Genomic DNA, 23,651 nt, shown 5'->3' with positions numbered 1-23,651 from the left:
CACGACACCCACCCCGAGGAGACATCCTTCATGACGCAAACCCGCAAGTTCCGGGTCGGCCCGCTGCTGCGTGGCCTTTGCCTGAGCCTGGCCGCCATCCTGCCCGTCGCTGCCCACGCCGACTGGCCCGAGCGCCCGATCCACATGGTCGTGCCCTTCCCGCCCGGCTCGTCGCCCGACATCCTGGCGCGCACGATTTCCGAGCCGCTGTCCCAGGCCCTGGGCCAGCCCATCGTGATCGACAACAAGCCGGGCGCCGGCGGCAACATCGGTACGCGCATGGTGTCGCAGGCCAAGCCCGACGGCTACACCCTGCTCTACACGATCAACGGCCCGCTGGTCACGGCGCCCACGCTCTATAAGAAGACGCTGGGCTACGACCCGCTGACCGACCTGGAGCCGGTATCGCTGGTCGGCACCAGCCCCAACGTGCTGGTGGTGCCGGGCAACCTCAAGGTCGACAACGTCCAGGACTTCGTCAAGCTGGTCAAGGGCCGCGGCAACTCGCTGAACTACGGATCGGTCGGTCCCGGCAGTTCGGCCCACCTGGCCATGGAGATGTTCAAGGAACGCGCGGGCGTGGACCTGGCCCACATCCCGTATTCCGGCTTTCCGCAGGTCATCACGGCCATCATCGGCGGCGACGTGCAGGCCGGCTTCATGGTGCCGGCAATCGCCGTGCCGCAGGCGCGCGACGGCAAGGTCAAGCTGCTGGCCGTGACCAGCCTGCAGCCCAGCGACGCCCTGCCCGGCGTGCCCACCATGGCCTCGCAGGGCTATCCGGACTTTGAAGCCATCTCGTGGAATGCGATCCTGGCGCCGGCCGGCACGCCCACGCCGATCATTGAACGGCTCAACAGCGAACTGGCGCGCATCATCAATAGCGAGGCCGTGCGCAAGCAGCTGGCGCTGCAATACTTCACGCCGGCCCCGTCGACGCCGGAAGCGCTGACCAACCGCATCAAGAATGAAAAGGCGCGCTGGGACCAGGTGATCGACAAGCTGAAGCTGTCGCTGGACTGATCTTCAGCCCGAGGGGCGGCGTCTATGCGCCCCCTTCGTAGCCCTGCTGGCGCCAGGCCTCGAACACCGTGACCGCCACGGCGTTCGACAGGTTCAGGCTGCGCTGGCCGGTGCGCATCGGCAGCCGCAGACGCTGCTGCGGCGGAAACATCGCCTGATGCTCGTCTGACAGGCCCGCGCTTTCGCGGCCAAACACGAACACATCTCCCGGCTTGAAACTGACGTCGGCCACGCTGCGCTGCGCGTGCGTGGTCAGCGCATAGATGCTGGACGCGACGGCGCCGGTGTCGTCCAGCGCCTCCTGCAGCGTGTCGTGCACGCGCACAGGCTGCCACTCGTGATAGTCCAGCCCCGCGCGCCGCATGCGGGCGTCATCCAGCTCGAACCCCAGGGGACGCACCAGATGCAGTTGCGCCCCGGTATTGGCGCACAAGCGGATGGCGTTGCCGGTGTTGGGAGGGATCTCCGGGCAGACGAGAATGACGTGGAACATGGTGCGGGCAGAGGTGGAAAGGTCCGTGGCCGGGAAGCGGCCGCGCGAGCGTGATTGTCGCCGATTTGGCGGCGGGGCCAGGAACCGCGACCCGACGGCGGTCCGGTGAAGGCGCGGATGCGGGCGCGGTTGCAAACGGCGGAGGCAGGCCAGGATGCATGCGGGGGCACGGGCGGGGATGCGGGCGGGAAGCCAGGCACGATCCAGACGGCGATGCAGGCAGATCATGGCGTACGCGCGGCCACCAATACCGTCACGCTGGCCGCGCCTGCCGCCATCAGGGCAGTGGCCGCCGCGCCCACGGTACTGCCGGTGGTCATCACGTCGTCCACCACCGCCACATGACGCCCGCGAACCGGGCCGGTGCAGACAAAGAGACCCGCCGCCCCCCGCTGCCGCGCCCGCCGGCCTAGCGTGGCCTGGCGGGGCGTTTCGCGCCGCCGTGCAAGCAGGAGACGCGGCGCCGGCAGCGCCAGTTCGGCGGCCAGACTGCGCGCGATCTCGGCCGCCGGGTTCATGCCCCGCTGCCGCAGCGACGCCCGGCTGGCGGGAATGGGGACCAAGAGAAGATCGGGCGGCAGGAACCCGGTGCAGCGCCCGCAGTCGGCGGCGGTGTCAGAACCGCTTGATCCGGAAATGCCGGCGGCTTGCGCGCCGGACTGCGCCGCCGCCTCCCGCACCGCCTGCGCCATCATTCGCGCCAGCACCGGCGCCATGCTGAGCCGCAACTGCGTCTTCAGCATCAGCACCAGCGCATCGCCGGGCGGCGCATAGTCAAACGCCGTGATCGTGCGGCTGAACGCCTGCGGCTGCGCCAGACACGCCGCGCAATGCTGTCCGCCCCCTTGAAGGCGCAGCGCGCATCGCGGGCATCTTGCCAAGCCCCCCGGCGGTCCGGCCATGATGTCCGTCTGACACCCGGCGCACAGCCGCGCGCCCGCGACCCGAGCCCCGCACAACGGGCAATCGCATCCCAGGCGCGACAACAACCGTCGCCCCATGTTCAGTAGGGACAATCGGAGCCTGCCGCCGGGATGGGCAATAATGTGAGCCATCCCAGATCAAACCATGCTCCGCCCCCGGGAGATCCCGCGAGCGCGACCGAAATGTCCCTGCCAGAAACCGCAACGCCCCCCTCCCTGCCCCTCGTCAGCGCCGACGTGCCGCGCCAGTTCGCGCGCCGCGGCGACCTGGCCGACGCCCAATTCCTCTATGGCGAAGTGGCGCGCCGCATGCTCGGCCGCCTGCAGTACATCCGCGTGCAACCGCAGGCCATGCTGGACGCCGGTTGCGGCGCCGGCGACAACCTGCCGCTGCTGCGCGAACGCTATCCCGACGCGGCCTACACCGGGCTGGACAACTGTGAGCCCTTGCTGGCGCAGGCGCGCCAGCGTCACGCGCCAGGCGGCCTGTCGGCCTGGATCGGCAAACTGGCGCGGCGCGGCCCGGCCGCCCCCGCGTTCGTGAACGCCGATCTGGCCAACACGGGCCTGCCGCCCGAATCGCTGGAACTCGTGTGGTCGAACATGGCCATGCACTGGCACCGCGAACCGCACGCCGTGCTGGCCGAATGGCGCCGCATCCTGAAAGTGGGCGGCCTGGCGATGTTTTCCTGTCTGGGACCGGCCACGCTGCGCGAACTGCGGCAGGCGCTGGCGGATGCCGGCCTGCGCACGGCCACGCCGTCCTTCGTGGACATGCACGACTTCGGCGACCTGCTGGTGGAAAACGGCTTTGCGGATCCGGTGATGGACCAGGAGATCCTGACGCTGACCTACCGCAGCCCCGAAAAGCTGCTGCAGGATGTGCGCGCCCTGGGCGGCAACCCCGCCGAAGGCCGCCGCGGCGGACTCGTGGGACGCGACTGGCGCGACCGCCTTTGCGCGGCGCTGGAAGCGCAACGCAATGCGGACGGCCTGATCGTCTTGAGTATCGAAGTGGCCTACGGCCACGCCTGGCGCGCCGCCGCGCATCGGACCGTGGCGGGCGAAACCCGCCTGTCCATCAGCGCGATCGGCGGCCGGCAGCGCGGAACCCTTTGACGACAGGGCCTGCAAAGCCGCCCTGAAAGATCGGTCTCCGAAAACAGGCCTGCATGCCGCGCCTCCGAAAGCAGGCCTGCATGCCTCGCCTGTGAAAAAGGCCCGCCAAGCGGGCCTCGCACGCACCCCTGCCGCAGCCTAGTGCAAGCGTTCCGGCACGGTCACGCCCGGCTCGGACGCGGACAGACCTTGCATGGGTTCGGACGTTGCCCGGATGCGGCGGCGAAGCACCGCGGTCGGCTCTGCCGGCGGCGCAACGGGCGCCGCCGTACCGCGCCACGCGTTCGACATGGCTTCCACCACCAGCGGCAAGTCGCGCAGGCGATGGTACTGGCTGCGCAGCCAGCGGGCGTCGTTGCCGGCGCGCATGGCGTCGTCGCGCAAGGCGGCGATCATGTCGCCCGTCCCCAGTTCCTCGGCCACCGGCATCAGACGCTGGAACAGCGCACGCATATGGTCGATCAGGCGCACGCGCTGCCCGTCGGGCGTGACGTAGCTGCCCTGCAGGCCAAAGCGGCAGGCCTGGAAGTGGTTGCTGCGATAGGACAGCCAGGCGTTGTCGCTGGGATCTTCCTCGCGCATCAGCAGCACGGACAGCGCTTGGGCAAACGCCGCCACCTGGCAGGCGCGCTCCACCGTCAGCGGCGTGTCGCAGACCCGGATTTCGACCGTGCCGAACTCGGGCTTGGGACGGATATCCCAGTACAAGTCCTTGATGCTCTCGGCCAGACCAAAAGCGCGAAGCTGGGACAGGTGGGCTTCAAACTGGTACCAGTCCTTGACCTCGGGCGGCATGTGGCCGGCGAGCGGGAAGCTGTTGACCGCATTCAGGCGCGAGCACGAGAACAGGGTGTCCACCCCCTCGCAGTACGGCGACGATGCCGTCAGCGCGATGAAGTGCGGCACGTAAGGCGAGAGTCGGCGCAGCAGCTTGATCGAGTCGTCGCCGCTTTTCACGCCCAGATGGATGTGTTGGCCGAACACCGTAAATTGACGCGCCAGGTAACCGTACATTTCGGCCAGGTACTGGAAGCGCGGGGTATCCGAGATGGAGCGCTCTTGCCAGCGCATGAAGGGATGGGCGCCTCCGCCCGCCACCGACACGCCGACCGCATCCGCGGCTTCAACCAGGGCGTCGCGCATCTCGCGCATTTCGGCCAAGAGGCCCATGGGGTGCTCATGCACCGAGGAGTTCAGTTCGATCATGGACCGCGTGATTTCGGGTTTTACGCGGTCGGCAATAGGATGGTTGGCCATTTGGGCCAACAGTTCGTCAGACGCTGCAGCAAGGTCAAAACTGCGGGGGTCGATCAGTTGCAGCTCGAGTTCGATGCCCAGGGTGTTGGGGGCCGACGAAATGAACGGGATTTGTTCCATCTCGGACTCCTTTGAATGTTTGATGAGGGTATGCGCCGTTCGACCTTGAAGCCCGGCAACCTCCCGGGGGGCACTAGACGGCGGCTTGTGAACGCATGATAGCCGCAGGTTTGTGGCAAAACGATTGAAAATCGTGACATTTGTGTGCAACATCGCGAATCATCCGGTTTTTCCCTCTAAGGAAAAGTAAGCAAGCGCTTACCGCCCAGGATTGGCGCGGGTTCTGGGCGAGCGCCCGGCGCGGAGCCAGAAAAGACGGGGATTTCCAAAGGGGACGGGATAACCCTAATTAGGGTTATCCCTGACGATTTAGAGGCGTGGCGGCGCCTATTTGCGCCAGAAGATCGGCGTGAAGAGCACCAGCACCGTCAGCAGTTCCAGCCGGCCGATCAGCATCGCAAAGGTGCAGACCCAGATCTGGAAGTCCGACAGCACCGCGAAGGTACCCATGGGGCCTACCGGGCCCAGGCCGGGCCCGGTGTTGTTCACGCTGGCGAAAACGGCCGAGAACGCCGTGATCGGGTCCAGGCCCGAGAGCAGCAGCAGGCTGGTGAACACAGCAATGGACAGGCCGTAGAACAGCATGAAGGCCAGCACGGACGACATGGTGCGGGTCTCAACCGCCCGGCCGTTGATCCGGACCGGGCTGACGGCATGCGGATGCAACATGGTGACCAGCTCATTGCGGGCCTGCTTGATCAGCAGGATGGCGCGGATCATCTTGATCCCGCCTCCCGTCGACCCCGCCGACGTCGCAAAGCCCGAGAGCAGCAGCATCGTCAGCGGCGCAAACAGCGGCCATTGGGCGAAATCGGTATTGGCATAGCCGGTCGTGGTAGCCATGGAGATGGTGTTGAACATCCCGTAGCGCAGCGCTTCCAGCGGATCGGTGTAGACGTCCTTGATGAAGAGGTACACCGAGATGACCAGCCCGACCCCCAGCACGACGATCAGGTACGGGATGGCCTCCGGACAACGCCAATAGGCGCGCGGACTGCGCTGGCGGAAGGCATTGAAGTGCGTGGCGAAGTTGATGCCGGCGATCAGCATGAACACCATCGCCACCATTTCGACCGCGACGGAGTCAAAGTGCGCGAAGCCGTCGTCCCAGGTGGAAAAGCCGCCCAGCCCCATGGTGGTGGCCATGTGGCACCAGGCCTCGAACCAAGACAGCCCGGCCAGCCGGTACGCGATGAAGCAGAGGATGGAGAACACGAAATAGACCGCGTACAGCGCCTTGGCCGTGCTGGCGATGCGGGGCGTCAGGCGCTCGTCTTTCATGGGCCCCGGGGTCTCGGCCCGCACCACCTGATGCCCGCCGACGCCCAGCAGCGGCAGAATGGCGACGGCCAGCACCAGGATGCCCATGCCGCCGATCCAGATCAGCGTGGCCCGCCACAGGTTGATCGACGGCGGCAAGGTGTCCAGGTTGGTCAGGACCGTGGCGCCGGTGGTCGTCAGCCCGGACATCGCCTCGAAATAGGCGCCCGTGAAGGACAGCGGCAGCCCCGCGCCATGGAAGTACAGCAGCAGCGGAATGGCCGCCAGCAGCGGCAGACCTGCCCAGACGGCCGACACCAGCACGAAGCCGTCGCGCGCCCGCAATTCGCTGCGGTTGCGCCGGGTCAGCGCGGCCAGGCCGCCGCCGATGCCGACGGAAATCAGGAAGCCGTCGCGGAAGGCGTCGCGCGCCGCGTCGCCCCCCACATAGGCGATAAACAGCGGGATCAGCATGGTGAGGGCGAACATCACCATGGTGAGGCCCAGGATGTACAGGGTGGCCAGGACGCGCTTCATGGAGGCTTATCCGGCCGCTCGCGGCCCACGCAAGGGGTGAACGGGGCGGCGCATCAGAAAAACGAGGCCGAAACCTGGAACAGCTTTTCCACGCGCGGCATCTGCTGGCGCGAGGGCACGAAGACGATGACGTGGTCGTCGGTTTCGATGACGGTGTCGGCATCCGGCAGGATGATTTCTTCGCCGCGCACCAGCGCGCCGATGCTGGCGCCCTTGGGCAGGCTGATCTTGCCCACCGCGCGTCCCACCACCTTGGACGTGGAGCGGTCGCCGTGGGCAATGGCCTCCAGCGCCTCGGCCACGCCCTGGCGCAGCCGGTGCACGGCCACCACGTCGCCCCGGCGCACGTGGCGCAGCAGTTCGCTCATCGTGGCCTGCGACGGCGACACGGCGATGTCGATGTGGCTGCCCTGCATGAGTTCGCCGTACGCGTGGCGGTTGATCAGCGCGATCACCTTGCGCGCGCCCAACCGCTTGGCCAGCAGCGACGACATGATGTTGTCTTCGTCGTCGCTGGTCAGGGCCAGCCACGTGTCCATGTCCTCGATGTTCTCGCGCTCGAGCAGCGCCTCGTCGGTGCCGCTGCCGTGCAGGATCAGCACGCTGTCCGGAAGCTGGGTCGCCAGGTATTCGCAGCGCTTCAGGTCGTGCTCGATGATGCGGACGCTGTACTTTTCCTCGGCAAGCTGGCGCGCCAGGCGCAGGCCGATGTTGCCGCCGCCGGCGATCATGACGCGGCGCACCGCGCGCTCGGCGTCGCGCAGCTTGCGCACGGCGCGCCGCGCGTGGTCGGAATCGACGACCAGCACGACTTCATCGCCCGGGGCGATGACGGTGCCGCTGCCCGCCCGCAGGGGACGGCCGTCGCGCAGGACGTCGATGACGCGCGCCTTCACGTCCGGCCAGACGTCGCGCAGCTTGTCCACGGACGAATGCGCCATCGGGCTGCCATGCCCCACGCGTACGGTCACGACACTGACGCGGCCTTCGGCGAATTCCACGACCTGCAGGGCCTCGGGGAATTCGATGAGGCTTTGCAGGTAGGTGGTGACGCTGCGTTCGGGGCTGATGAGCGCGTCGATGCAAAAGCCTTCTTCGCTCATGAGTTCCGGATGCTCGGGAAACTCAGCGGAGCGGATACGGGCGATGCGGCGGGGGATATTGAACAGCTGGCGCGCGACCTTGCACGCCACCATGTTGGCGGTGTCGGACGCCGCACAGGCGATGAAGAGATCGGTGTCGGCGGCGCCGGCATTTTCCAAAACAGAAACCTGCGAGCCGTCACCCAGGACGACACGCAGGTCAAAGTGTTCTTGCAGGTATTGCAACTGGGCGGGGTCGGAATCGATGACCGTGATGTCGTTTTGCTCGGACACCAGGTTTTCCGCCACGCTGGTGCCTACGCGACCAGCGCCCATGATCAGGATCTTCATGTGCTGCGCTTGCGCGCGGACTCGATGCCCAATTGCTTGAGCTTGCGGTAGAGGTGGGTGCGTTCCAGCCCGGTACGTTCGGACACGCGCGTCATGCTGTGGCTTTCCCTGACCAGGTGGTATTCAAAGTAGATGCGCTCGAATTCGTCGCGCGCTTCGCGCAGCGGCTGGTCCAGCGAGATGCTGCCCAGCTGGCCGTTGGACGTGGCCGGCACATCGTTGGCGGACACGGCGGCCAGCGCGGCGGGCGGATCCAGTTCGTCTTCCAGCGCCACGATCGGGCTGGCGACGGCCGGATTGACGGCGGCGGGCGCCGCATGCGGCACGCGGCCACGCGCCAGACCCGCGGCAACGGTCTTGAGCAGACGCTGCAGCGTAATGGGCTTTTCGAGGAAATCCATGGCGCCGATGCGCGTGGCTTCGACCGCCGTGTCGATGGTGGCGTGGCCGCTCATCATGATGACAGGCATGTCCAGCAAGCCTTGCGAGCCCCACTCCTTGAGCAGGCTGACGCCGTCGGTGTCGGGCATCCAGATGTCCAGCAACACCAGATCGGGACGCATGCGAAGACGGGCAGCGCGCGCTTGCGCCGCGTTTTCGGCCAGCTCGACCGTGTGTCCCTCGTCGTAAAGGATTTCCGACAACAGTTCGCGTATACCGACTTCGTCGTCAACCACCAGAATTCTGGCCATAAAGCATCCACCTATTGCGTAGCCGCATTATCCTTTTCTTGCGCGGTGGCGTCCATAGTGTCGGACCCGGGCGCGAGCCGGGTCAACAGGATGGAAATCCGCGCCCCTCCTTCCTTGCGGTTGGCAAGGTCGATACGTCCGCCATGCTCTTCCACGATCTTGCGGACGATTGCCAATCCTAACCCAGTCCCGTGGGACTTTGTGGTTACGTAGGGCTCAAATGCGCGTTGCATGACCTGCGGCGGGAAGCCGGGACCCGTGTCCGCCACCGTGAAACGCAGCGCCTGATGCGCCACACGATCAGGCTGTTCGCTGCGCATGAGCTGGGTCGTCACGCTGACGCGGCCCTGCCCGCCCAGTTCCGCGATCGCATCGCGCGCATTGGAAAGCAGGTTGTGGATCACCTGCCGGAGCTGGGTCGGATCGCCTTCGATATCGGGCAGGTCGGCGCCCAGGTTGACGTCCAGATTCAAGGCCTTTTCCGTCAGGCGCGACGGGGCGCCCTCGGGTTCCCAGCCATAGAGCGACAACACGTCCGCCACCAGCGCGTTGAAATTGATGCGCTGCATGACGGCCGGCGGCGTACGCGCATACTCGCGGAAGTCGTCCACCATCTGCTTGAGCGACGCCACCTGGTTCACGATCGTGTTGGTGGAGCGCGCCACGATCTGCGCCTCGGCGGGCGGCAGCTTGCCTTCCAGCTTCATGGCCAGGCGCTCGGCCGAGAGCTGGATCGGGGTCAGCGGATTCTTGATTTCGTGGGCCAGGCGGCGCGCCACCTCGCCCCACGCCACGGTCCGGTTGGCGGAAATCACTTCGGTGATGTCGTCGAACACCACCAGATAACCGTTGCCGCGCCCATCGACGCGCAGGTGCGTGCCCCGCGCCAGCAAGGTCAGCGGCTGGGATGCGGTCTCGCCTTCGGTCTGGGCGGGCGCAATTTCAAATTGCTGTTGCCAGTGCTGGCGCTCGGAGCCGACCGCCGCGTGCGTGGAAAACGCCTGGCGCACGATATTCGCAAATTCCAGCATGCCGTCCGCCGTTTCGAGCGGGCGGCCGATAACCGAGCGCAGGTCCGCGCCCAGGATGGTCTGGGCGCCCTGGTTCACGGTGGTGACGCGGAACGCTTCGTCGAACACCAGCACGCCGGAAGACAGGTTGGACAGCACGCTTTCCAGATAGACGTTGGAGCGTTCGAGCTGCTGGCGATTGCTTTCGACCATGCGGCGCGCTTCGTCGAGCTGGCGGGTCATGGCGTTGAACGACCGCGTGAGCTGGCCGACTTCGTCGCGTTCCGGCGGCTCGGGCAGGGGCCGGTAGTCGCCCACGCCCACCGCCTGCGTGCCGCCCGCCAGGCTGAGCAGCGGGCGCACCAGCCGCTTGGACAGGGACAGCGCCACCGCGATGGCGCCAAACGCGGCCAGCAGCAGGGCCAGCGTCAGCGTGATGCCATAGAGCTTGCGCAGGCCCAGCCGCGACAGCGCCAGTTCCTGGTAATCCCGGAAGCCCTGCTGCACCAGGTTGGCGTTGTGCGCGATCTGCTCGGGCACCGGCTGCAGCAGTTGCAGCCAGCGCGGCTCGGAGGCCGGACCCAGCAGGTTGTCGTAGCGGTCCGGACCGTTCAGCGGGATCACCACGCGCAGATGCAGGCCGCCTTCGGCGCCCGCGGTAACCGGATCGTCGGCTTCGGCCGCGGAATAACCGCGCGCCAACCGCAGCTGATTCATCACGGTGGAAGGCGGCATGGCCGGCAGCAACTGGCCGTACTGGCTGGTCGAAAACGCCACCATCCGGCCGCTGCCCGTGAACACCATGGCTTCCTGCACGCCGTTGGCCTCGCGCAGCCGGGTCAGCGCCAGCGTCACGCCGCTGTCGGTGCTGCGGTTCAGTTCCACGGCCATCGAGCGGGCGCGGGCGTCCAGGTCGGCCAGCAGCGAATCCAGCGCGGCGCGGCCCAGGTTCAGGCCGGCTTCCAGCGCCGTGTCCACGCGCACGTTGAACCAGGATTCGATCGAGCGCGACATGAACTGCACCGACACGGTGTAGATGAGCGCGCCGGGCACCACGCCGATCAGGGCGAAAGCCAGGGAAAAGCGCGCGGTGAGCCGCGCGCCGAACTGCCGGCGCCGGATCTGCCGGGCCAGCCGCACCGTCAGCGCGACAACCCAGACAAAGAGCGCCAGCGCAAAGATGCCGTTCAGGACCAGCAGCGTGTCGTAGTAGCGCGCAAAACGCGAGGCGTTTCCGGTGGACCAGGCCAAGAGGCCCAGCAGCGCCAGGCCGCTCACGGCGCCGACCATCAGCGCCAGCCGAAGCAAAAGCCTCATGAGGGATCTTTCTCCTTGTCGCCCAACATGAACGAGAAGTCCATCCACGGCGTCGCCTGCGCCCACGAGCTGCTGTTCAGGGCGTTGACCTGAAACGGCCTGGGCAACAGCGACGTATCCAGCCGGAGGCGCAACTGCCCGTTGTATTGCGACCCCGCATCAAACTCGCCGGCCTTCGCAACCCGCCAATTGCGGATATGCCGGATGGCGCTCATGGCATCGTCCAGCGAGGCCACCGGAAAGGACAGCTCGCCCACGCCCGCCCGCCACTGGCGGGTCAACGCGTTATAGACCACACGCCAGGTGCGCGATGTGTCCACCAGCGACTCGTCGAACCAGTACCAGCGTTCTCGGGTGATGGTCAGGTCAGCCGTGAAATACAGCGCGACGCCGCGCTGGGCGGCGTCGCGCAACTGCTGGTTCAGCTCGAATTCGATGTCCGCGTCGATTTCCAGGTTGCCGTCGCGCACCACCGGCTCCACGCGCGTCACGCGCGGCTCGGACGCGTGAGCCACACCACCCGGCGCAGTCAAAAGCACGGCAGATACCAGCAACAACCCAAGAAATACGCGCGAAATAATGGACATACGGCACCGGAACTACGTCATGCCCCTATTCTTCGGGATTCAGGACTGCTTGGCAAACAAGGCGTAGAAAAACCCGTCGTGTTGCGCCGCGGGTGTTGCATCGACCGCAACTGGCAGCAATTGGCCAGGCGCGTCCAGGCGGGTCGCGTCGGAATGGCGCTGCAGGAATTCCAGGGCCTGGCGCGTGCCTTCGATCGGGAACACCGAGCACGTCACATAGAGCAGCCGGCCGCCGGGGGCCACGGTGGACCACAGCGCGTCCAGGATCCGGGTTTGCAGGCTGGCGGTGCGGCGCAGGTCGTTTTCGCGGCGCAGCCAGCGGATGTCGGGGTGGCGCCGGACAATGCCCGATGCCGTGCACGGCACGTCCGCCAGCACGGCGTCAAAGGGCTTGCCGTCCCACCAGGCGTCCAGGTCGGCGGCGTCGGCCGCCTTCAGACGGACATGGCCGCCGCCCAGGCCCAGCCGTTCCAGGTTCTGTTCTACGCGGCCAAGACGGTCGGCGTCGGCATCCAGGGCGAGCAGGTCGATATCGGCAATTTCAAGCAGGTGTGCCGTCTTGCCCCCGGGCGCCGCGCAGGCGTCCAGCACGCGCATGCCGTCGGCAGGGGCCAGCAGTTCGGCCGCGAGCTGGGCGCCCGCATCCTGCACCGACCACCAGCCCTCGGCAAACCCCGGCAACTGCGTCACCGGTTTGGGCGTGGCCAGCACCACGCCCGACTGGCCCACGGCTTCTGCCGCCAGGCCCGCCTCTTCAAAGGCGGCCAGCACCTGCTCGCGGGTGGCGCGGCGGCGGTTGACCCGCAAGGTCAGCGGGGCGGGAAGATTGGACGCCGTCAGGATCTCGCGCCATTGCTTCGGATAAGCCACGGTAAGTTGCTTGACCCACCAGCCTGGATGATTGAATTGCGCCTCGGGGCTGTCGGCCACCGCGGCCTCCAGCGCGGCGCGTTCACGCAGGAAACGGCGCAGGCAGGCATTGAGCATCCCCTTGTAGGACGCCAGGGCGCGCGACCCGGCGGCCGCGGACACCGCCTGGTCGACGACCGTGTGCGGGGCGTAGACCGGCATGCCGGGCAGGGCGACGGCCGCATCGCCCTCTTCCTTGAGCAGCGTCAGCGACACCAGCAGCAGGGATTCGAACAGCACGCTGGGGTAACGCTGCACCATCTCGCGGCCGACGGCGTCTGCCCAGCCCAGGTAGCGCATCGCGTGGAACGACACGGCCTGCGTGGCCGGACGCAGCGCGCCATCGACCTCGGCCAGCGCCTCCGTGAGCGAGCGCCCGTCGAGCACGTCCTCCACCACCCCCGCGCTGGCAAGAAGTACGGAAGAAAGCGGGGGGGCCAGATTGGGGGAGTCAGGACGGGTGGACATGGTGCGAAATCAAAGAGTAAGACCGCTATGGTAGCCCGGACCTGGACGGACGGCGGCCCGCGCGGCACACTGGCTCCCTGCCCTGGAGCCCCGTCATGACCCTCGCCACGCTGCTGCTGTTTGTCCTGGCCTCCGCCGTCGCCATCGTCACGCCCGGCCCCACCACGCTGCTCGCCATGAGCAACGGCTCGCGCCACGGCGTGCGCGCCGCCTGCTGGGGCATGGGCGGCGCGGTGCTGGCGGATCTGGTCCTGATCGGCGCCGTGGCCTGCGGCCTGGGTGTGCTGCTGGCCGCCTCCGAGGTCGCCTTCCAGATCGTCAAATGGGTGGGCGCGGCGTACCTGGCCTGGCTGGGCTGGAAACTCCTGCGTTCGGACGCGGCGCTGACGCTGCCGTCCGAACACGCCCGCGATAGCCGCCCCGCCGGTCTGTCGCTGGGCTTGCGCAGTTTCGTCGTGGCCCTGACCAATCCCAAGGCCCTGCTCTTCATGTCGGCCTTCCTGCCCCAGTTCATCAACCCCGCCGCTCCCCTGCCCGCCCAATACGCCATCCTGGCCGGCGTGCTGGCGCTGCTGAACGTGGCGACGATGCTGGCCTATGCGGCGCTGGGCGCGCAGATGGTGCGCGCCTTCCGGGCAGGCGGCCTGCGCTGGCTGAACCGGATCTGCGGCGGCATGCTGATCGGACTGGCGGGCACGCTGGCGCTGTATCGCCGCACTGCGGCCTGAATCGCGGGCCCCGGTTCCACGCGGCTTTCCGTCCCCCGTTGCCGGACGGGCCCCACCATCCCGTGCTATCCCCGCCTACGGCAATGCCGTATAATCCTGCGCTGCCCCGCTATCCCCATCGGTGCGGCCGCCGGCCGAATGCCCGCCGGCGCGAATGAATGCCGCACCGCCCCCTCCCAGTGATTGAGTTATGAAGAAGGCTGTACCGCCTGCCCGGTCCGTCCGGTGGCAGGCGTCGCATATCAGCGAAGCGCGCAATCGCGTGGGCCTGCCGCAGGCGGATTTCGCGGAGTTGTTGGGCGTAAGCGTGCGCACCTTGCAGGATTGGGAGCAAGGCCGGCGCAACCCCTCCGGCGCCGCGCAGACCTTGCTGCGCGTCGCCATGCTTCATCCGGAAACGCTGCGCCACCTGTCCTCCCAGGACGCTCCGGCCTGGCCCTGAATCTTTGACGATGACCCCGCCGCACGCCGAATGCCCGTGCGCGAACCTACGGTGAATTAGATTGGAAGTTATTGAACATTCCCGCCCCGGCAAAGGCGCCGGCGCTGCCCCCAGCAACGGCAACAACGCCACGCTCGATGCCATCACGGCCGCCGCGCAAGAGGCCAACCCCGGCCGCGCGCCGCGCGTGGGCTTCGTATCGCTGGGCTGTCCGAAGGCCCTGGTCGACTCCGAACGCATCCTGACCCAGTTGCGCACCGAAGGCTACGAAGTCACGCCCGAGTACAACGATGCGGACGTGGTCGTCGTCAACACCTGTGGCTTCATCGACAGCGCCAAGGCCGAGTCGCTGGAAGCCATCGGCGAGGCCCTTGCTGAAAACGGCAAGGTCATCGTGACCGGCTGCATGGGCGTCGAAGAATCGGTGATCCGCGACGTGCACCCCAGCGTGCTGTCGGTGACCGGCCCTCAGCAATATGAAGAGGTCGTACGCGCCGTGCACAGCGCGGCGCCCCCGCGCACGGACCACAACCCCTACGTGGACCTGGTGCCGCCGCAGGGCGTCAAGCTCACGCCGCGCCACTACGCCTACCTGAAGATCTCCGAAGGCTGCAATCACCGCTGCAGCTTCTGCATCATCCCCTCGATGCGCGGCGACCTGGTCAGCCGTCCCGTGGGCGACGTGCTGAACGAAGCCGAGCGTCTGGTGAAGGCGGGCGTCAAAGAGCTGCTGGTGATCTCGCAGGACACCAGCGCGTACGGCGTGGACATGAAGTACCGCAGCGGCTTCTGGAACGGCCGCCCGGTCAGGACGCGCATGACCGAGCTCTGTATGGCCTTGTCTGAAATGGGCGTCTGGACGCGCCTGCACTACGTGTATCCGTACCCGCACGTGGACGAAGTGATTCCGCTGATGGCCGAGGGCAAGATCCTGCCCTACCTGGATATTCCGTTCCAGCACGCCAGCCCGCGCATCCTGAAGCTGATGAAGCGCCCGGCCTTCGAGGACAAGACGCTGGCGCGCATCAAGCGCTGGCGCGAGATCTGTCCGGACCTGACGATCCGCTCGACCTTCATCGTGGGCTTTCCCGGCGAAACCGAGGAAGACTTCCAATACCTGCTGGACTGGATGCAGGAAGCGCAGCTCGACCGCGTGGGCTGTTTCCAGTATTCGCCCGTCGAAGGCGCGCCCGCCAACCTGCTGGACGATCCGGTGCCGGACGACGTCAAGCAGGACCGCTGGGAACGTTTCATGGCGCTGCAGCAAACCATTTCAGCTGAGCGCCTGGCGCTCAAGGTGGGCCGCGAGATCGACGTGCTGATCGACGAGGTCGACGAAGACGGCGCCGTGGGCCGCAGCGCCGCCGACGCGCCTGAAATCGACGGCTGCGTCTACGTCAGTTCGGACAAGCCCCTGCAGCCGGGCGACATGGTGCGCGTGCGCGTCACCGACTCCGACGAATACGATCTCTGGGCCGACGTGGTCTGATCCAGGGCGACTTCAGAACAAACGCCGTCCGGCGCATCGCGCGCCGGACGGCGTTTTGCTTTGGCGGATCAGCGCCGCGTCACTTTTCCAGGAAGTCCGACAGATCGTCGGCGTGTTCCTCTTCAACGGCCAGGATTTCTTCCAGCAGACGGCGCGTGGTCGTGTCCTGTTCGCCGATGTACTCGATCATCTGGCGATAGCTGTCGATGGCGATCCGCTCGGCGATCAGGTTTTCCTTGATCATCTCTTCCAGCGTATTGCCTTCGACGTATTCCGAGTGGCTGCGCTCCAGCAGCCCCTTGGGCGACAGATCCGGCTCGCCGCCCAACTGCACGATACGCTCGGCCAGCTTGTCGGCGTGTTCCTGTTCCTGCGTCGCATGCTCGGCGAACTCGGCGGCGACGGGTTCGGCGTTCAGGCCGCGGGCCATGAAGTAGTGGCGCTTATAGCGCAGCACACAGACCACTTCGGTCGCCAGCGCTTCATTCAGGAGCTTCAGCACGGTTTCGCGGTCTGCGCGGTAGGTGTCCGTGATGGCGCCGGATTCGATGTCCTTGCGCGCCTTGGCGCGAATCGCCTGCACGTCCATGTCGAAGGGACGTTTGGTTTGCTGCGGAGTGCGGGTTGCTTGTTCCATATCGTTAGCTCCTCTAGTCAGTGAAAGCAGCACGACGCTGGACTTCCAGTCGTTTTCGCAATATTCAGTCTACCGGCCATGCCGGAACATGCTGTGTCCAAACATTGCCCGCGCCGCGCGGCCGGACCGCGCCGGCCGCAAAAAGGCTCCTGCGCAACCTTGCGTAAACTATCGGCTTCGCGAAAGGCATCGTGACGCAATCTGTAACGCGGCCGGCAATTTCCCACCGTTTTTATGACCCTGAAGAATATCTGCGTGTATTGCGGCTCCAACCCGGGCACGCGCCCGGACTACATCGAGCAGGCCCGCGTGCTGGCGCGCGAACTCGTCAAGCGCGACTTGGGCCTGGTGTACGGCGGATCGATCGTCGGCATCATGGGTGTGGTGGCCAATGAAGTGCTGGCCGGCGGCGGCCGCGTGATCGGCGTGATTCCCGAACTGCTCCTGAAGAAGGAACAGGCGCATCTGGGGCTGACGGAGCTGCACATGGTGCAGAACATGCACGAGCGCAAGGCCATGATGATGGAGAAGTCAGATGGCTTCATCGCCTTGCCCGGCGGCGCCGGCACGCTGGAAGAGTTCTTCGAGGTATGGACCTGGGCGCAGCTGGGCATGCACCAGAAGCCCTGCGGACTGCTGAACGTCGCCGGGTACTACGATGCCCTGATGCAATTCATCGACCACACCGTGGAAGAAGCATTCATCCGTCCCCAGCATCGCGACATGCTGGTGGTGGAAGAAGACCCCGCCTTGCTGCTGGATCGCTACGCCATCTACGAGCCGCCCAACGTCTCGAAATGGTTCGATCCGGTCAGAAAGCCCTGACACCGACGCTTGAGACCTGAACGGAAGCCCCCCGCAATGCCCACCGATTCGTTGTTCCCCGCCTGCACCGAGTCCGTATTGCGCGACTATTTTCACGCGAAGGACGAGAACCGCCCGCATTACATGGCCCGTGCCTTTGCGCCCGACGCCGTGCTGAAGATGGCCCTGCGTACGCAGGCCATCGCCTTTCCGCCCGAATCGCATGGCCTGGCCGCCATCACCGACACGCTGGTGCGCAAGTTCGGGCAGACCTACGACAACGTCTACACCTTTTACCTGTCGCGCCCGGACGCCGATGCGCGCCTGTCCGAGTACCACTGCGACTGGCTGGTCGGCATGACGGAAAAAGCCACCGGCAACGTGCGCGTGGGCTGTGGCCGCTACGACTGGGCGTTTCAGCCCGACCCGTATCGCGCCAAACGCCTGACCATCACGATCGAAACCATGGTCAGCCTGCCGCCCGCCAATTCGGCCGCGGTGTTCGGCTGGCTGCTGGCCCTGGACTATCCCTGGACCAGCGCGGCGCGCGTGGTCGCCGGCGCCCCGCCGCTTGAAGACCTGGCGCCGGTCGTGCACTATCTTCTTCACCCGCACGGCGTGTAGGGCTCGCGCAAGGCGCCTGTGAAACGGGCGTTCTTGACCGGCCTGCCGGCACTGGATTCAAGAATTGAAATACGACATCGCAGCCTTCGACTTTGACGGAACCCTGGCAGACACCATGCCGTGGTTCAACTCCATCCTCAACACCGTCGCGGACAAGTACAACTTCCGCCAGATCGATGCGGCCGAGCGCGAGCAACTGCGCAGCCGCGACGCGATGGAGATCCTGAAGTACCTGAACATCCCGCTGTGGAAGCTGCCCGCGATCATGACGCACGTGCGCACGCTGATGCAGGACATCGACCCCAGCGTCCAGTTGTTCGACGGCATCCCCGACGCGCTGGCCCGCCTGAAGGCGAGCGGCCTGCGACTGGCGGTGGTCAGCTCCAACTCCGTCGAGAACGTGCAGCGCGTGCTGGGCGAAGAAACCGCCGCGCTCTTTGACGACTATGAATGCGGCACCGACCTGTTCGGCAAGGCCGCCAAGATCGACCGCCTGCTCAAGCAGCACGGCACCGCGCCGGAGCGCTTCCTGCTGGTGGGCGACGAAATGCGCGACATCGACGCGGCCCGCAAGGCGGGCGTGCGCGTCGGGTCGGTCGCCTGGGGCTATAACCACCCGGACGCCCTGCGCGGCCGCGGCCCCGATGAACTCTTCCTGACGGTCGAAGACCTTCCCAACGCACTGGCGTAACGCCCAGATCCCATGCACACCGATCCCGCCCACCTGATTACCGACGCCGACGCCCTGCAAGCGCTTTACGGTTCGCCCGGCGAAGCCTCCCTGAAAAAGGAGGTTGACCACGTGCATCCGCACTACCGCGCGTTCATCGAAGCCGCGCCCTTTGCGCTGCTGGCGACCGCAGGACCGGACGGGCTGGACGCCTCGCCGCGCGGCGACCCCGCCGGGTTCGTCGTGGTGGAAGACGAAAAGACGCTCTTGTTGCCCGACCGCCGTGGCAACAACCGCGTGGACAGCCTGCTAAACGTCATCGCCGATCCGAGGGTGGCCCTGCTGTTCCTGGTGCCGGGCGTGGGCGAGACGCTGCGCGTGAACGGCACGGCGCGCATCAGCGTCGACCCCGCACTGCTGGCGCGCTTCGAGATGGACGGCAAGCTGCCGCGCTCCGTGCTGATCGTCGACGTGCACAAGGTCTACTTCCAGTGCTCGCGCGCGCTGCTGCGCTCGCGCTTGTGGGATCCGGACACGCAGATTCCCCGCACCGCGCTGCCCAGCGTCGGCCGGATGCTTTCCGACCTGACGTCCGGCACCTTCGACGGGGTGGCCTACGACCGCGACCTGCCCGCGCGCGTGGCCAGCTCGCTTTACTGAACTCCGAGGCGCCCATGGCACGCAACGTCGAAATCAAGGCGCGGGTCGACAGCCTGGACGCCATCGAACACCTGGCCGCGGCGCTGTCCGGCCAGGAACCGGCGTTCATCGACCAGGACGACACCTTCTTCACGTGCGCCAATGGCCGCTTGAAACTGCGCGCCTTCGCAGATGGCTCGGGCGAGCTGATCTTCTATCAGCGCGCCGACGACAGCGGTCCCAAGGAAAGCTTCTACGTCATTTCGCCCACGGACGAACCCGACACCCTGCGCGAGGCGTTATCGCACGCCTACGGCGTGATCGGCCGCGTGAAAAAGCACCGTACGGTCTTCATGGCCGGACGCACCCGCATCCATCTGGACCGGGTGGAAGGCCTGGGCGAATTCCTGGAACTGGAGGTGGTGCTGCGCGAGGGCGAGACCGTCGAGGCGGGAATGGAAGAAGCCCGCACGCTGATGGCCGGCCTGGGCGTCGCGCCCGAGCAGTTGCTGTCGGGCGCCTACCTGGATCTGCTGGCGGCGCGCCACAAGGGCTGATGCCTCGCGCGCTGCCGGGCGTGATCTGTCTTGGGGCGGGTTCAGGCCGGCTGCCAGCCGCGCACGAACACATCCACGGGTTGGCGCTTGCCGCCCGCCTTTTGCAGTTCAAGCAAACGTAGCACGCCCTGACCGGTGGCAATGTCGATGCCCGACGCGTCGGCGCGCAATACGCTGCCCGGCGCGGCCGTGGTGGCCTCGTCCAGCGCCTGCGCACGCCAGACCTTCACCGCATCGGGCAGTCCCGGCAGGCGGATGCTGGCGCCGGGCACCGGATTGAAGGCGCGCACGCGGCGCGCCAGCAATTCGGCCGGCTGAGTGCAATCGAGCGCGGCTTCCGCCTTGTCCAGCTTGGCCGCGTAAGTCACGCCGTCTTCCGGCTGCTTGCGCGCGGTCAGGCCGCCCTTGGCCAGCGCGTCCAGCGCCTCGACGATGGCTTCGCCACCGGCCTCGGCCAGCGCGTCGTGCAACTGCGCCGCATTGGTATCGTCCGAAATCGGCACGATGCGTTCGAGCAGCATGTCGCCCGTATCCAGGCCCTCGTCCATCTGCATGATGGTGACGCCGGTGCGCGCATCGCCCGCTTCGATCGCGCGCTGGATCGGCGCCGCGCCGCGCCAGCGCGGCAAGAGGCTGGCGTGGATGTTCAGGCAGCCCAGACGCGGCAACTCCAGCACCCATTGCGGCAGGATCAATCCATACGCCGCCACCACCATGACATCGGGCGCCACGCTTTCCAGCAGGGCGCGCGCTTCGGCGGCCTCGTCGGGATAGCGGCCATCCAGGCGCAGGCTGCGCGGCTGGGCGACGGCGATGCCGGCGTCCAGCGCGGCCTGCTTGACGGGGCTGGGCGTGAGCTTCAGGCCCCGCCCCGCCGGCCGGTCCGGCTGCGTCATGACCAAGGGGATGTCGTGGCCGGCGGCCCGCAGGGCGTCGAACGCGATACGGGCGAATTCCGGGGTGCCGGCAAAAACGATGCGCATGAATTGGACTGCTGAAGAGGTGAACGAAGGCGAGGGCGGGAATGGGCCGAAGTCAGGCCCCGGGATCAGGCGCGCAGCGCTTCCCGCTCCGCCTTCTTGAGCCTCGTTTTGATGCGGTTCTGCTTGAGGTTCGACAGGTATTCCACGAACACCTTGCCTTCAAGATGATCCAGCTCGTGCTGCACGCACACGGCCAGGAGGCCGTCGGCTTCGAACTCGAACGGCTTGCCGTCGATGTCCAGCGCCTTGCAGCGGATGCGCGACGCGCGTTCCACCTCGTCGTAGACGCCGGGGACGGACAGACAGCCTTCTTCGTAGATCTTGTAGTCGTCGCTGCGCCAGGTGATCTCGGGATTGATCAGCGTCAGCAACTGATTGCTGTCTTCGGACACGTCGATCACGACCACGCGCTCATGCACGTCGACCTGGGTCGCGGCCAGACCCACACCCGGCGCGTCGTACATGGTTTCGGCCATGTCGCGCACGAGTTGGCGGATGCGGTCGTCGACCTCGGCAACCGGCTTGGCCTTTTTGTGCAAGCGCGGGTCCGGGTAGCGAAGGATGGGAAGTAAAGCCATTGAATGGGGATGCCAGTAGGAATGCTTGTCCGAGAGTTTAATTCATTAGAGTCTTGATTTCTAATAGTTTTCGGCTAATTCCGGCATTGCGGACATTGCTTCGGCACCCTTTTTTCGAGCATTTCGGCGACAGCTCGCTGCGCGCGTATCGGTCCACCCGTCGCCCGCCGCGGCACACGACGCATGCGACACTCTCGGACCCCCGACGCGTTTTCCGCGTCCTTTTCCGCCCGTTTCATGCCGCTGACGCAATCCTCCGACGAACTCGCCGCCTGGCTGCGGTTGTCCCTCGAACCCAACATCGGTTCGGCCACCGCCTGCATGCTACTTAGCGCGCTGGGTCTGCCCGACCAGATCTACGCGCAACGCGCCACTGCGCTGTCGCGGCACGTGCCCGAAGCGCTGGCGCGCCAGCTGGCCGCGCCCATGCCGGCCGACATGGCGGAACAGGTCGAGCGCGCGCTGGAATGGGTGCAGGCGCCCGGCCGCCACATCCTCACGCTGGCCGATCCCACCTATCCGCAAAGCCTGCTGACCATCGCCGATCCGCCGATCCTGCTCTACGTCGCGGGCGACCCGGCCTATCTGCAGGGACCATCGCTGGCGGTCGTTGGCGCGCGCAACGCCACGCCCGGCGGGCAGGAAAACGCGCGTGCCTTTGCGCGGCACCTTGCCGGCGCGGGCTGGCGGGTCGTCAGCGGCCTGGCGCTGGGCATCGATGCCGCGGCGCATGAGGGCGCGCTGGACGCGGGTCCCAAGGGTGCAGGCACCGTGGCGGTAATGGGAACGGGTATCGACCGCATCTATCCGGCCAGCCACCGCGATCTGGCGCATCGCATTGCGGCGCACGGCGCGCTGGTGTCCGAGCTGCCGCTGGGCACGGGCGCACGGCCGCAACACTTTCCCAAGCGCAATCGCATCGTGGCGGGCCTGGCGCGCGGCGTGCTGGTGGTAGAGGCCGCCAAGCAGAGCGGATCGCTGATCACGGCGCGGCTTGCCGGGGAATGCGGACGCGAGGTCTTCGCCATTCCCGGCTCCATCCATTCGCCGCTGTCGCGCGGCTGCCATGCCCTGATCCGCCAGGGCGCCAAGCTGGTCGAGACGGCCATGGACATCACGGATGAATTGGGCGGCGGACCCACGCCGCCGCAGCCCGCCCGCAAGGACGCGCCCGTCGTGCTCCCCCCGCATCCCGTGTTGGACGCATTGGGCTTTGACCCGCTGCACCTGGATGCCATCCAGGCGCGTTGCGGGCTGGAAACCGCCGCCCTGCAGACGCAACTGGTTGAACTGGAATTGCAGGGCCGCATCGCCCGCCTGGATGACGGCCGCTACCAGCGTTTGCACTAGCACCGCAACGGGGCCGGATGCGATGGCGCTAATATGTTCGGCAGCGCCGCAGCCTTGTAGCGCCGGTCACCCAATACCGATACAGGAAGAGACATGGCATTGCCCTCCCGCGTGAAGATCGTCGAGGTATCGCCCCGCGATGGTCTGCAGAACGAAAAGGAATTCGTCCCCACCGACATCAAGGTGGAACTGGTCAACCGCCTGACTGCCGCAGGCTTCCCCAATGTGGAAGCCGCGTCGTTCGTGTCGCCCAAATGGGTGCCGCAGATGGCCGACGGCGCCGACGTGATGGCGCGCATCGAGCGCCGGCCCGGCACCATCTACTCCGTGCTGACGCCGAACATGAAGGGCTTTGAAGGGGCGCTGTCCGCCCGCGCGGACGAGATCGTGATCTTCGGCGCTGCCAGCGAGGCCTTTTCCCAGAAGAACATCAATTGCTCGATCGCCGAATCCATCGCGCGCTTCGAACCCGTGGTGCAGGCGGCGCGCGAAGCCGGCATTCGCGTGCGCGGCAGCATCAGCTGCGCGCTGGGCTGTCCCTACCAGGGCGAAGTCCCCGTCGAAGCGGTGGTCGACGTGGCGCAACGCTATCTGGCGATGCAGGTCGACGAGATCGACGTGGCCGACACCATCGGCGTGGGCACGCCCAAACGCGTGCGCGAAGTCATGGCCGCAGTCACGCGCGTCGTGGACCCGGCGCGCATCTCCGGCCATTTCCACGACACCTATGGCCAGGCGCTGGCCAACATCCTGGCGGCGCTGGAAACCGACATCTCCATCTTCCACACCTCGGTGGCCGGCCTGGGGGGCTGCCCTTATGCCAAGGGCGCCACCGGCAATGTCGCGACAGAAGACGTGCTGTACATGCTGCGGGGTCTGGACATCGACACCGGCGTGGACTTCGACGCCGTGGTCGACATCGGTCAATGGATGTCGGCGCATCTGAACCGCAAGGGCTCCAGCCGCGCTGGCAACGCCATCGCCGCCAAGCGCGCGGCTTGA

Annotated in this window: 24 protein-coding genes; 12 read left to right on the top strand and 12 right to left on the bottom strand. The window is 66.7% G+C overall.

Annotated elements, in window-relative coordinates:
* The first annotated feature begins 30 nt into the window (after positions 1 to 30).
* Positions 31 to 1,023, top strand: a complete 993-nt coding sequence (locus KW836_RS05335) for a tripartite tricarboxylate transporter substrate binding protein (RefSeq protein ID WP_218342617.1) — start codon at positions 31 to 33, stop codon at positions 1,021 to 1,023.
* A 22-nt stretch (positions 1,024 to 1,045) separates the two neighbouring features.
* Here the strand turns inward: KW836_RS05335 and KW836_RS05330 are convergent, their stop codons facing one another.
* Entirely contained in the window at positions 1,046 to 1,516 is a 471-nt protein-coding gene (locus KW836_RS05330; RefSeq protein ID WP_056559971.1) for a tRNA (cytidine(34)-2'-O)-methyltransferase, read from the bottom strand.
* Between the two features lie 224 nt (positions 1,517 to 1,740).
* The gene (locus KW836_RS05325) at positions 1,741 to 2,418 is read right to left on the bottom strand and encodes a ComF family protein (protein WP_255595129.1); all 678 of its coding nucleotides are present in this window, start codon (positions 2,416 to 2,418) and stop codon (positions 1,741 to 1,743) included.
* 204 nt (positions 2,419 to 2,622) lie between these two features.
* Between KW836_RS05325 and KW836_RS05320 the strand changes: the two genes are divergently transcribed.
* The gene (locus KW836_RS05320) at positions 2,623 to 3,558 is read left to right on the top strand and encodes a methyltransferase domain-containing protein (RefSeq protein WP_218342616.1); all 936 of its coding nucleotides are present in this window, start codon (positions 2,623 to 2,625) and stop codon (positions 3,556 to 3,558) included.
* Positions 3,559 to 3,696: 138 nt separating this feature from the next.
* Here the strand turns inward: KW836_RS05320 and KW836_RS05315 are convergent, their stop codons facing one another.
* From KW836_RS05315 to rsmB, 7 genes are all read right to left on the bottom strand, one after another.
* A complete protein-coding gene (locus tag KW836_RS05315; RefSeq protein WP_175122075.1) occupies positions 3,697 to 4,935 on the bottom strand; it encodes a YbdK family carboxylate-amine ligase in 1,239 nt (412 codons plus the stop codon).
* Positions 4,936 to 5,262: 327 nt separating this feature from the next.
* On the bottom strand, positions 5,263 to 6,732 hold the full coding sequence (locus KW836_RS05310; RefSeq protein WP_218342615.1) for a TrkH family potassium uptake protein: 1,470 nt from the start codon (positions 6,730 to 6,732) through the stop codon (positions 5,263 to 5,265).
* A 53-nt stretch (positions 6,733 to 6,785) separates the two neighbouring features.
* Positions 6,786 to 8,165 (bottom strand): Trk system potassium transporter TrkA, encoded by a 1,380-nt coding sequence (trkA, locus tag KW836_RS05305; protein ID WP_175122073.1) that lies wholly within the window; start codon positions 8,163 to 8,165, stop codon positions 6,786 to 6,788.
* On the bottom strand, positions 8,162 to 8,857 hold the full coding sequence (locus KW836_RS05300; protein WP_218342614.1) for a response regulator: 696 nt from the start codon (positions 8,855 to 8,857) through the stop codon (positions 8,162 to 8,164). The genes trkA and KW836_RS05300 overlap by 4 nt, the downstream gene beginning before the upstream one ends.
* Positions 8,858 to 8,868: 11 nt before the next feature.
* Positions 8,869 to 11,184: an ATP-binding protein gene (locus KW836_RS05295; RefSeq protein ID WP_175122071.1), complete on the bottom strand. Its 2,316-nt coding sequence runs from the start codon at positions 11,182 to 11,184 to the stop codon at positions 8,869 to 8,871.
* Positions 11,181 to 11,771: a DUF4390 domain-containing protein gene (locus tag KW836_RS05290; RefSeq protein WP_175122070.1), complete on the bottom strand. Its 591-nt coding sequence runs from the start codon at positions 11,769 to 11,771 to the stop codon at positions 11,181 to 11,183. The genes KW836_RS05295 and KW836_RS05290 overlap by 4 nt, the downstream gene beginning before the upstream one ends.
* A gap of 39 nt (positions 11,772 to 11,810) precedes the next feature.
* Complete coding sequence (gene rsmB / locus KW836_RS05285) at positions 11,811 to 13,148, bottom strand: 16S rRNA (cytosine(967)-C(5))-methyltransferase RsmB (protein WP_218342613.1); 1,338 nt, start codon at positions 13,146 to 13,148, stop codon at positions 11,811 to 11,813.
* Positions 13,149 to 13,243: 95 nt separating this feature from the next.
* Between rsmB and KW836_RS05280 the strand changes: the two genes are divergently transcribed.
* The 3 genes from KW836_RS05280 to rimO all read left to right on the top strand — a co-directional run bounded on the left by KW836_RS05280 (position 13,244) and on the right by rimO (position 15,807).
* The gene (locus tag KW836_RS05280; protein WP_218342612.1) at positions 13,244 to 13,876 is read left to right on the top strand and encodes a LysE family translocator; all 633 of its coding nucleotides are present in this window, start codon (positions 13,244 to 13,246) and stop codon (positions 13,874 to 13,876) included.
* Between the two features lie 190 nt (positions 13,877 to 14,066).
* Complete coding sequence (locus KW836_RS05275) at positions 14,067 to 14,318, top strand: DNA-binding transcriptional regulator (protein WP_175122067.1); 252 nt, start codon at positions 14,067 to 14,069, stop codon at positions 14,316 to 14,318.
* Positions 14,319 to 14,460: 142 nt separating this feature from the next.
* Positions 14,461 to 15,807: a 30S ribosomal protein S12 methylthiotransferase RimO gene (rimO, locus tag KW836_RS05270; protein WP_175122773.1), complete on the top strand. Its 1,347-nt coding sequence runs from the start codon at positions 14,461 to 14,463 to the stop codon at positions 15,805 to 15,807.
* A gap of 79 nt (positions 15,808 to 15,886) precedes the next feature.
* Here the strand turns inward: rimO and KW836_RS05265 are convergent, their stop codons facing one another.
* Positions 15,887 to 16,444, bottom strand: coding sequence for a bacterioferritin (locus KW836_RS05265; protein WP_175139008.1), 558 nt, complete (start codon positions 16,442 to 16,444; stop codon positions 15,887 to 15,889).
* A 234-nt stretch (positions 16,445 to 16,678) separates the two neighbouring features.
* Between KW836_RS05265 and KW836_RS05260 the strand changes: the two genes are divergently transcribed.
* From KW836_RS05260 to KW836_RS05240, 5 genes are all read left to right on the top strand, one after another.
* Positions 16,679 to 17,269: a TIGR00730 family Rossman fold protein gene (locus KW836_RS05260; RefSeq protein ID WP_175122065.1), complete on the top strand. Its 591-nt coding sequence runs from the start codon at positions 16,679 to 16,681 to the stop codon at positions 17,267 to 17,269.
* A gap of 36 nt (positions 17,270 to 17,305) precedes the next feature.
* Positions 17,306 to 17,872, top strand: a complete 567-nt coding sequence (locus tag KW836_RS05255) for a hypothetical protein (protein ID WP_175122064.1) — start codon at positions 17,306 to 17,308, stop codon at positions 17,870 to 17,872.
* Between the two features lie 64 nt (positions 17,873 to 17,936).
* Complete coding sequence (locus KW836_RS05250) at positions 17,937 to 18,563, top strand: HAD hydrolase-like protein (RefSeq protein WP_175122063.1); 627 nt, start codon at positions 17,937 to 17,939, stop codon at positions 18,561 to 18,563.
* A 12-nt stretch (positions 18,564 to 18,575) separates the two neighbouring features.
* Positions 18,576 to 19,202: a pyridoxamine 5'-phosphate oxidase family protein gene (locus KW836_RS05245; RefSeq protein WP_175122062.1), complete on the top strand. Its 627-nt coding sequence runs from the start codon at positions 18,576 to 18,578 to the stop codon at positions 19,200 to 19,202.
* 14 nt (positions 19,203 to 19,216) lie between these two features.
* Positions 19,217 to 19,738, top strand: a complete 522-nt coding sequence (locus KW836_RS05240; RefSeq protein WP_175139007.1) for a class IV adenylate cyclase — start codon at positions 19,217 to 19,219, stop codon at positions 19,736 to 19,738.
* 41 nt (positions 19,739 to 19,779) lie between these two features.
* Here KW836_RS05240 and fmt read toward each other — a convergent pair whose 3' ends face one another.
* Both fmt and def read right to left on the bottom strand, forming a co-directional pair.
* A complete protein-coding gene (gene fmt / locus KW836_RS05235) occupies positions 19,780 to 20,721 on the bottom strand; it encodes a methionyl-tRNA formyltransferase (protein ID WP_218342611.1) in 942 nt (313 codons plus the stop codon).
* Between the two features lie 65 nt (positions 20,722 to 20,786).
* Entirely contained in the window at positions 20,787 to 21,299 is a 513-nt protein-coding gene (gene def / locus KW836_RS05230) for a peptide deformylase (protein ID WP_175122059.1), read from the bottom strand.
* Positions 21,300 to 21,536: 237 nt separating this feature from the next.
* Here def and dprA point away from each other — a divergent pair, with 237 nt between their 5' ends.
* Positions 21,537 to 22,649, top strand: a complete 1,113-nt coding sequence (dprA, locus tag KW836_RS05225; RefSeq protein WP_218343270.1) for a DNA-processing protein DprA — start codon at positions 21,537 to 21,539, stop codon at positions 22,647 to 22,649.
* A gap of 93 nt (positions 22,650 to 22,742) precedes the next feature.
* Positions 22,743 to 23,651 (top strand): hydroxymethylglutaryl-CoA lyase, encoded by a 909-nt coding sequence (locus KW836_RS05220; RefSeq protein ID WP_218342610.1) that lies wholly within the window; start codon positions 22,743 to 22,745, stop codon positions 23,649 to 23,651.

This window comes from Achromobacter sp. ACM05, from assembly GCF_019218915.1.
Classification (GTDB): domain Bacteria; phylum Pseudomonadota; class Gammaproteobacteria; order Burkholderiales; family Burkholderiaceae_B; genus Achromobacter; species Achromobacter animicus.
Note: the sequence above shows the minus strand (reverse complement) of the source record. Positions and strands in the feature narration are given on the sequence as shown.

Excerpts from the sequence above, each read along its gene's own strand:
- KW836_RS05295 (WP_175122071.1), bottom strand. The coding sequence starts at position 11,184 with ATGAGGCTTTTGCTTCGGCTGGCGCTGATGGTCGGCGCCGTGAGCGGC.
- KW836_RS05310 (WP_218342615.1), bottom strand. The coding sequence starts at position 6,732 with ATGAAGCGCGTCCTGGCCACCCTGTACATCCTGGGCCTCACCATGGTG.
- KW836_RS05330 (WP_056559971.1), bottom strand. The coding sequence starts at position 1,516 with ATGTTCCACGTCATTCTCGTCTGCCCGGAGATCCCTCCCAACACCGGC.
- KW836_RS05320 (WP_218342616.1), top strand. The coding sequence starts at position 2,623 with ATGTCCCTGCCAGAAACCGCAACGCCCCCCTCCCTGCCCCTCGTCAGC.
- KW836_RS05315 (WP_175122075.1), bottom strand. The coding sequence starts at position 4,935 with ATGGAACAAATCCCGTTCATTTCGTCGGCCCCCAACACCCTGGGCATC.
- KW836_RS05240 (WP_175139007.1), top strand. The coding sequence starts at position 19,217 with ATGGCACGCAACGTCGAAATCAAGGCGCGGGTCGACAGCCTGGACGCC.
- def (WP_175122059.1), bottom strand. The coding sequence starts at position 21,299 with ATGGCTTTACTTCCCATCCTTCGCTACCCGGACCCGCGCTTGCACAAA.
- KW836_RS05255 (WP_175122064.1), top strand. The coding sequence starts at position 17,306 with ATGCCCACCGATTCGTTGTTCCCCGCCTGCACCGAGTCCGTATTGCGC.
- KW836_RS05300 (WP_218342614.1), bottom strand. The coding sequence starts at position 8,857 with ATGGCCAGAATTCTGGTGGTTGACGACGAAGTCGGTATACGCGAACTG.
- KW836_RS05220 (WP_218342610.1), top strand. The coding sequence starts at position 22,743 with ATGGCATTGCCCTCCCGCGTGAAGATCGTCGAGGTATCGCCCCGCGAT.
- KW836_RS05245 (WP_175122062.1), top strand. The coding sequence starts at position 18,576 with ATGCACACCGATCCCGCCCACCTGATTACCGACGCCGACGCCCTGCAA.
- KW836_RS05265 (WP_175139008.1), bottom strand. The coding sequence starts at position 16,444 with ATGGAACAAGCAACCCGCACTCCGCAGCAAACCAAACGTCCCTTCGAC.
- trkA (WP_175122073.1), bottom strand. The coding sequence starts at position 8,165 with ATGAAGATCCTGATCATGGGCGCTGGTCGCGTAGGCACCAGCGTGGCG.
- KW836_RS05280 (WP_218342612.1), top strand. The coding sequence starts at position 13,244 with ATGACCCTCGCCACGCTGCTGCTGTTTGTCCTGGCCTCCGCCGTCGCC.
- KW836_RS05325 (WP_255595129.1), bottom strand. The coding sequence starts at position 2,418 with ATGGCCGGACCGCCGGGGGGCTTGGCAAGATGCCCGCGATGCGCGCTG.
- rsmB (WP_218342613.1), bottom strand. The coding sequence starts at position 13,148 with ATGTCCACCCGTCCTGACTCCCCCAATCTGGCCCCCCCGCTTTCTTCC.
- KW836_RS05275 (WP_175122067.1), top strand. The coding sequence starts at position 14,067 with ATGAAGAAGGCTGTACCGCCTGCCCGGTCCGTCCGGTGGCAGGCGTCG.
- KW836_RS05335 (WP_218342617.1), top strand. The coding sequence starts at position 31 with ATGACGCAAACCCGCAAGTTCCGGGTCGGCCCGCTGCTGCGTGGCCTT.
- dprA (WP_218343270.1), top strand. The coding sequence starts at position 21,537 with ATGCCGCTGACGCAATCCTCCGACGAACTCGCCGCCTGGCTGCGGTTG.
- KW836_RS05290 (WP_175122070.1), bottom strand. The coding sequence starts at position 11,771 with ATGTCCATTATTTCGCGCGTATTTCTTGGGTTGTTGCTGGTATCTGCC.
- KW836_RS05260 (WP_175122065.1), top strand. The coding sequence starts at position 16,679 with ATGACCCTGAAGAATATCTGCGTGTATTGCGGCTCCAACCCGGGCACG.
- fmt (WP_218342611.1), bottom strand. The coding sequence starts at position 20,721 with ATGCGCATCGTTTTTGCCGGCACCCCGGAATTCGCCCGTATCGCGTTC.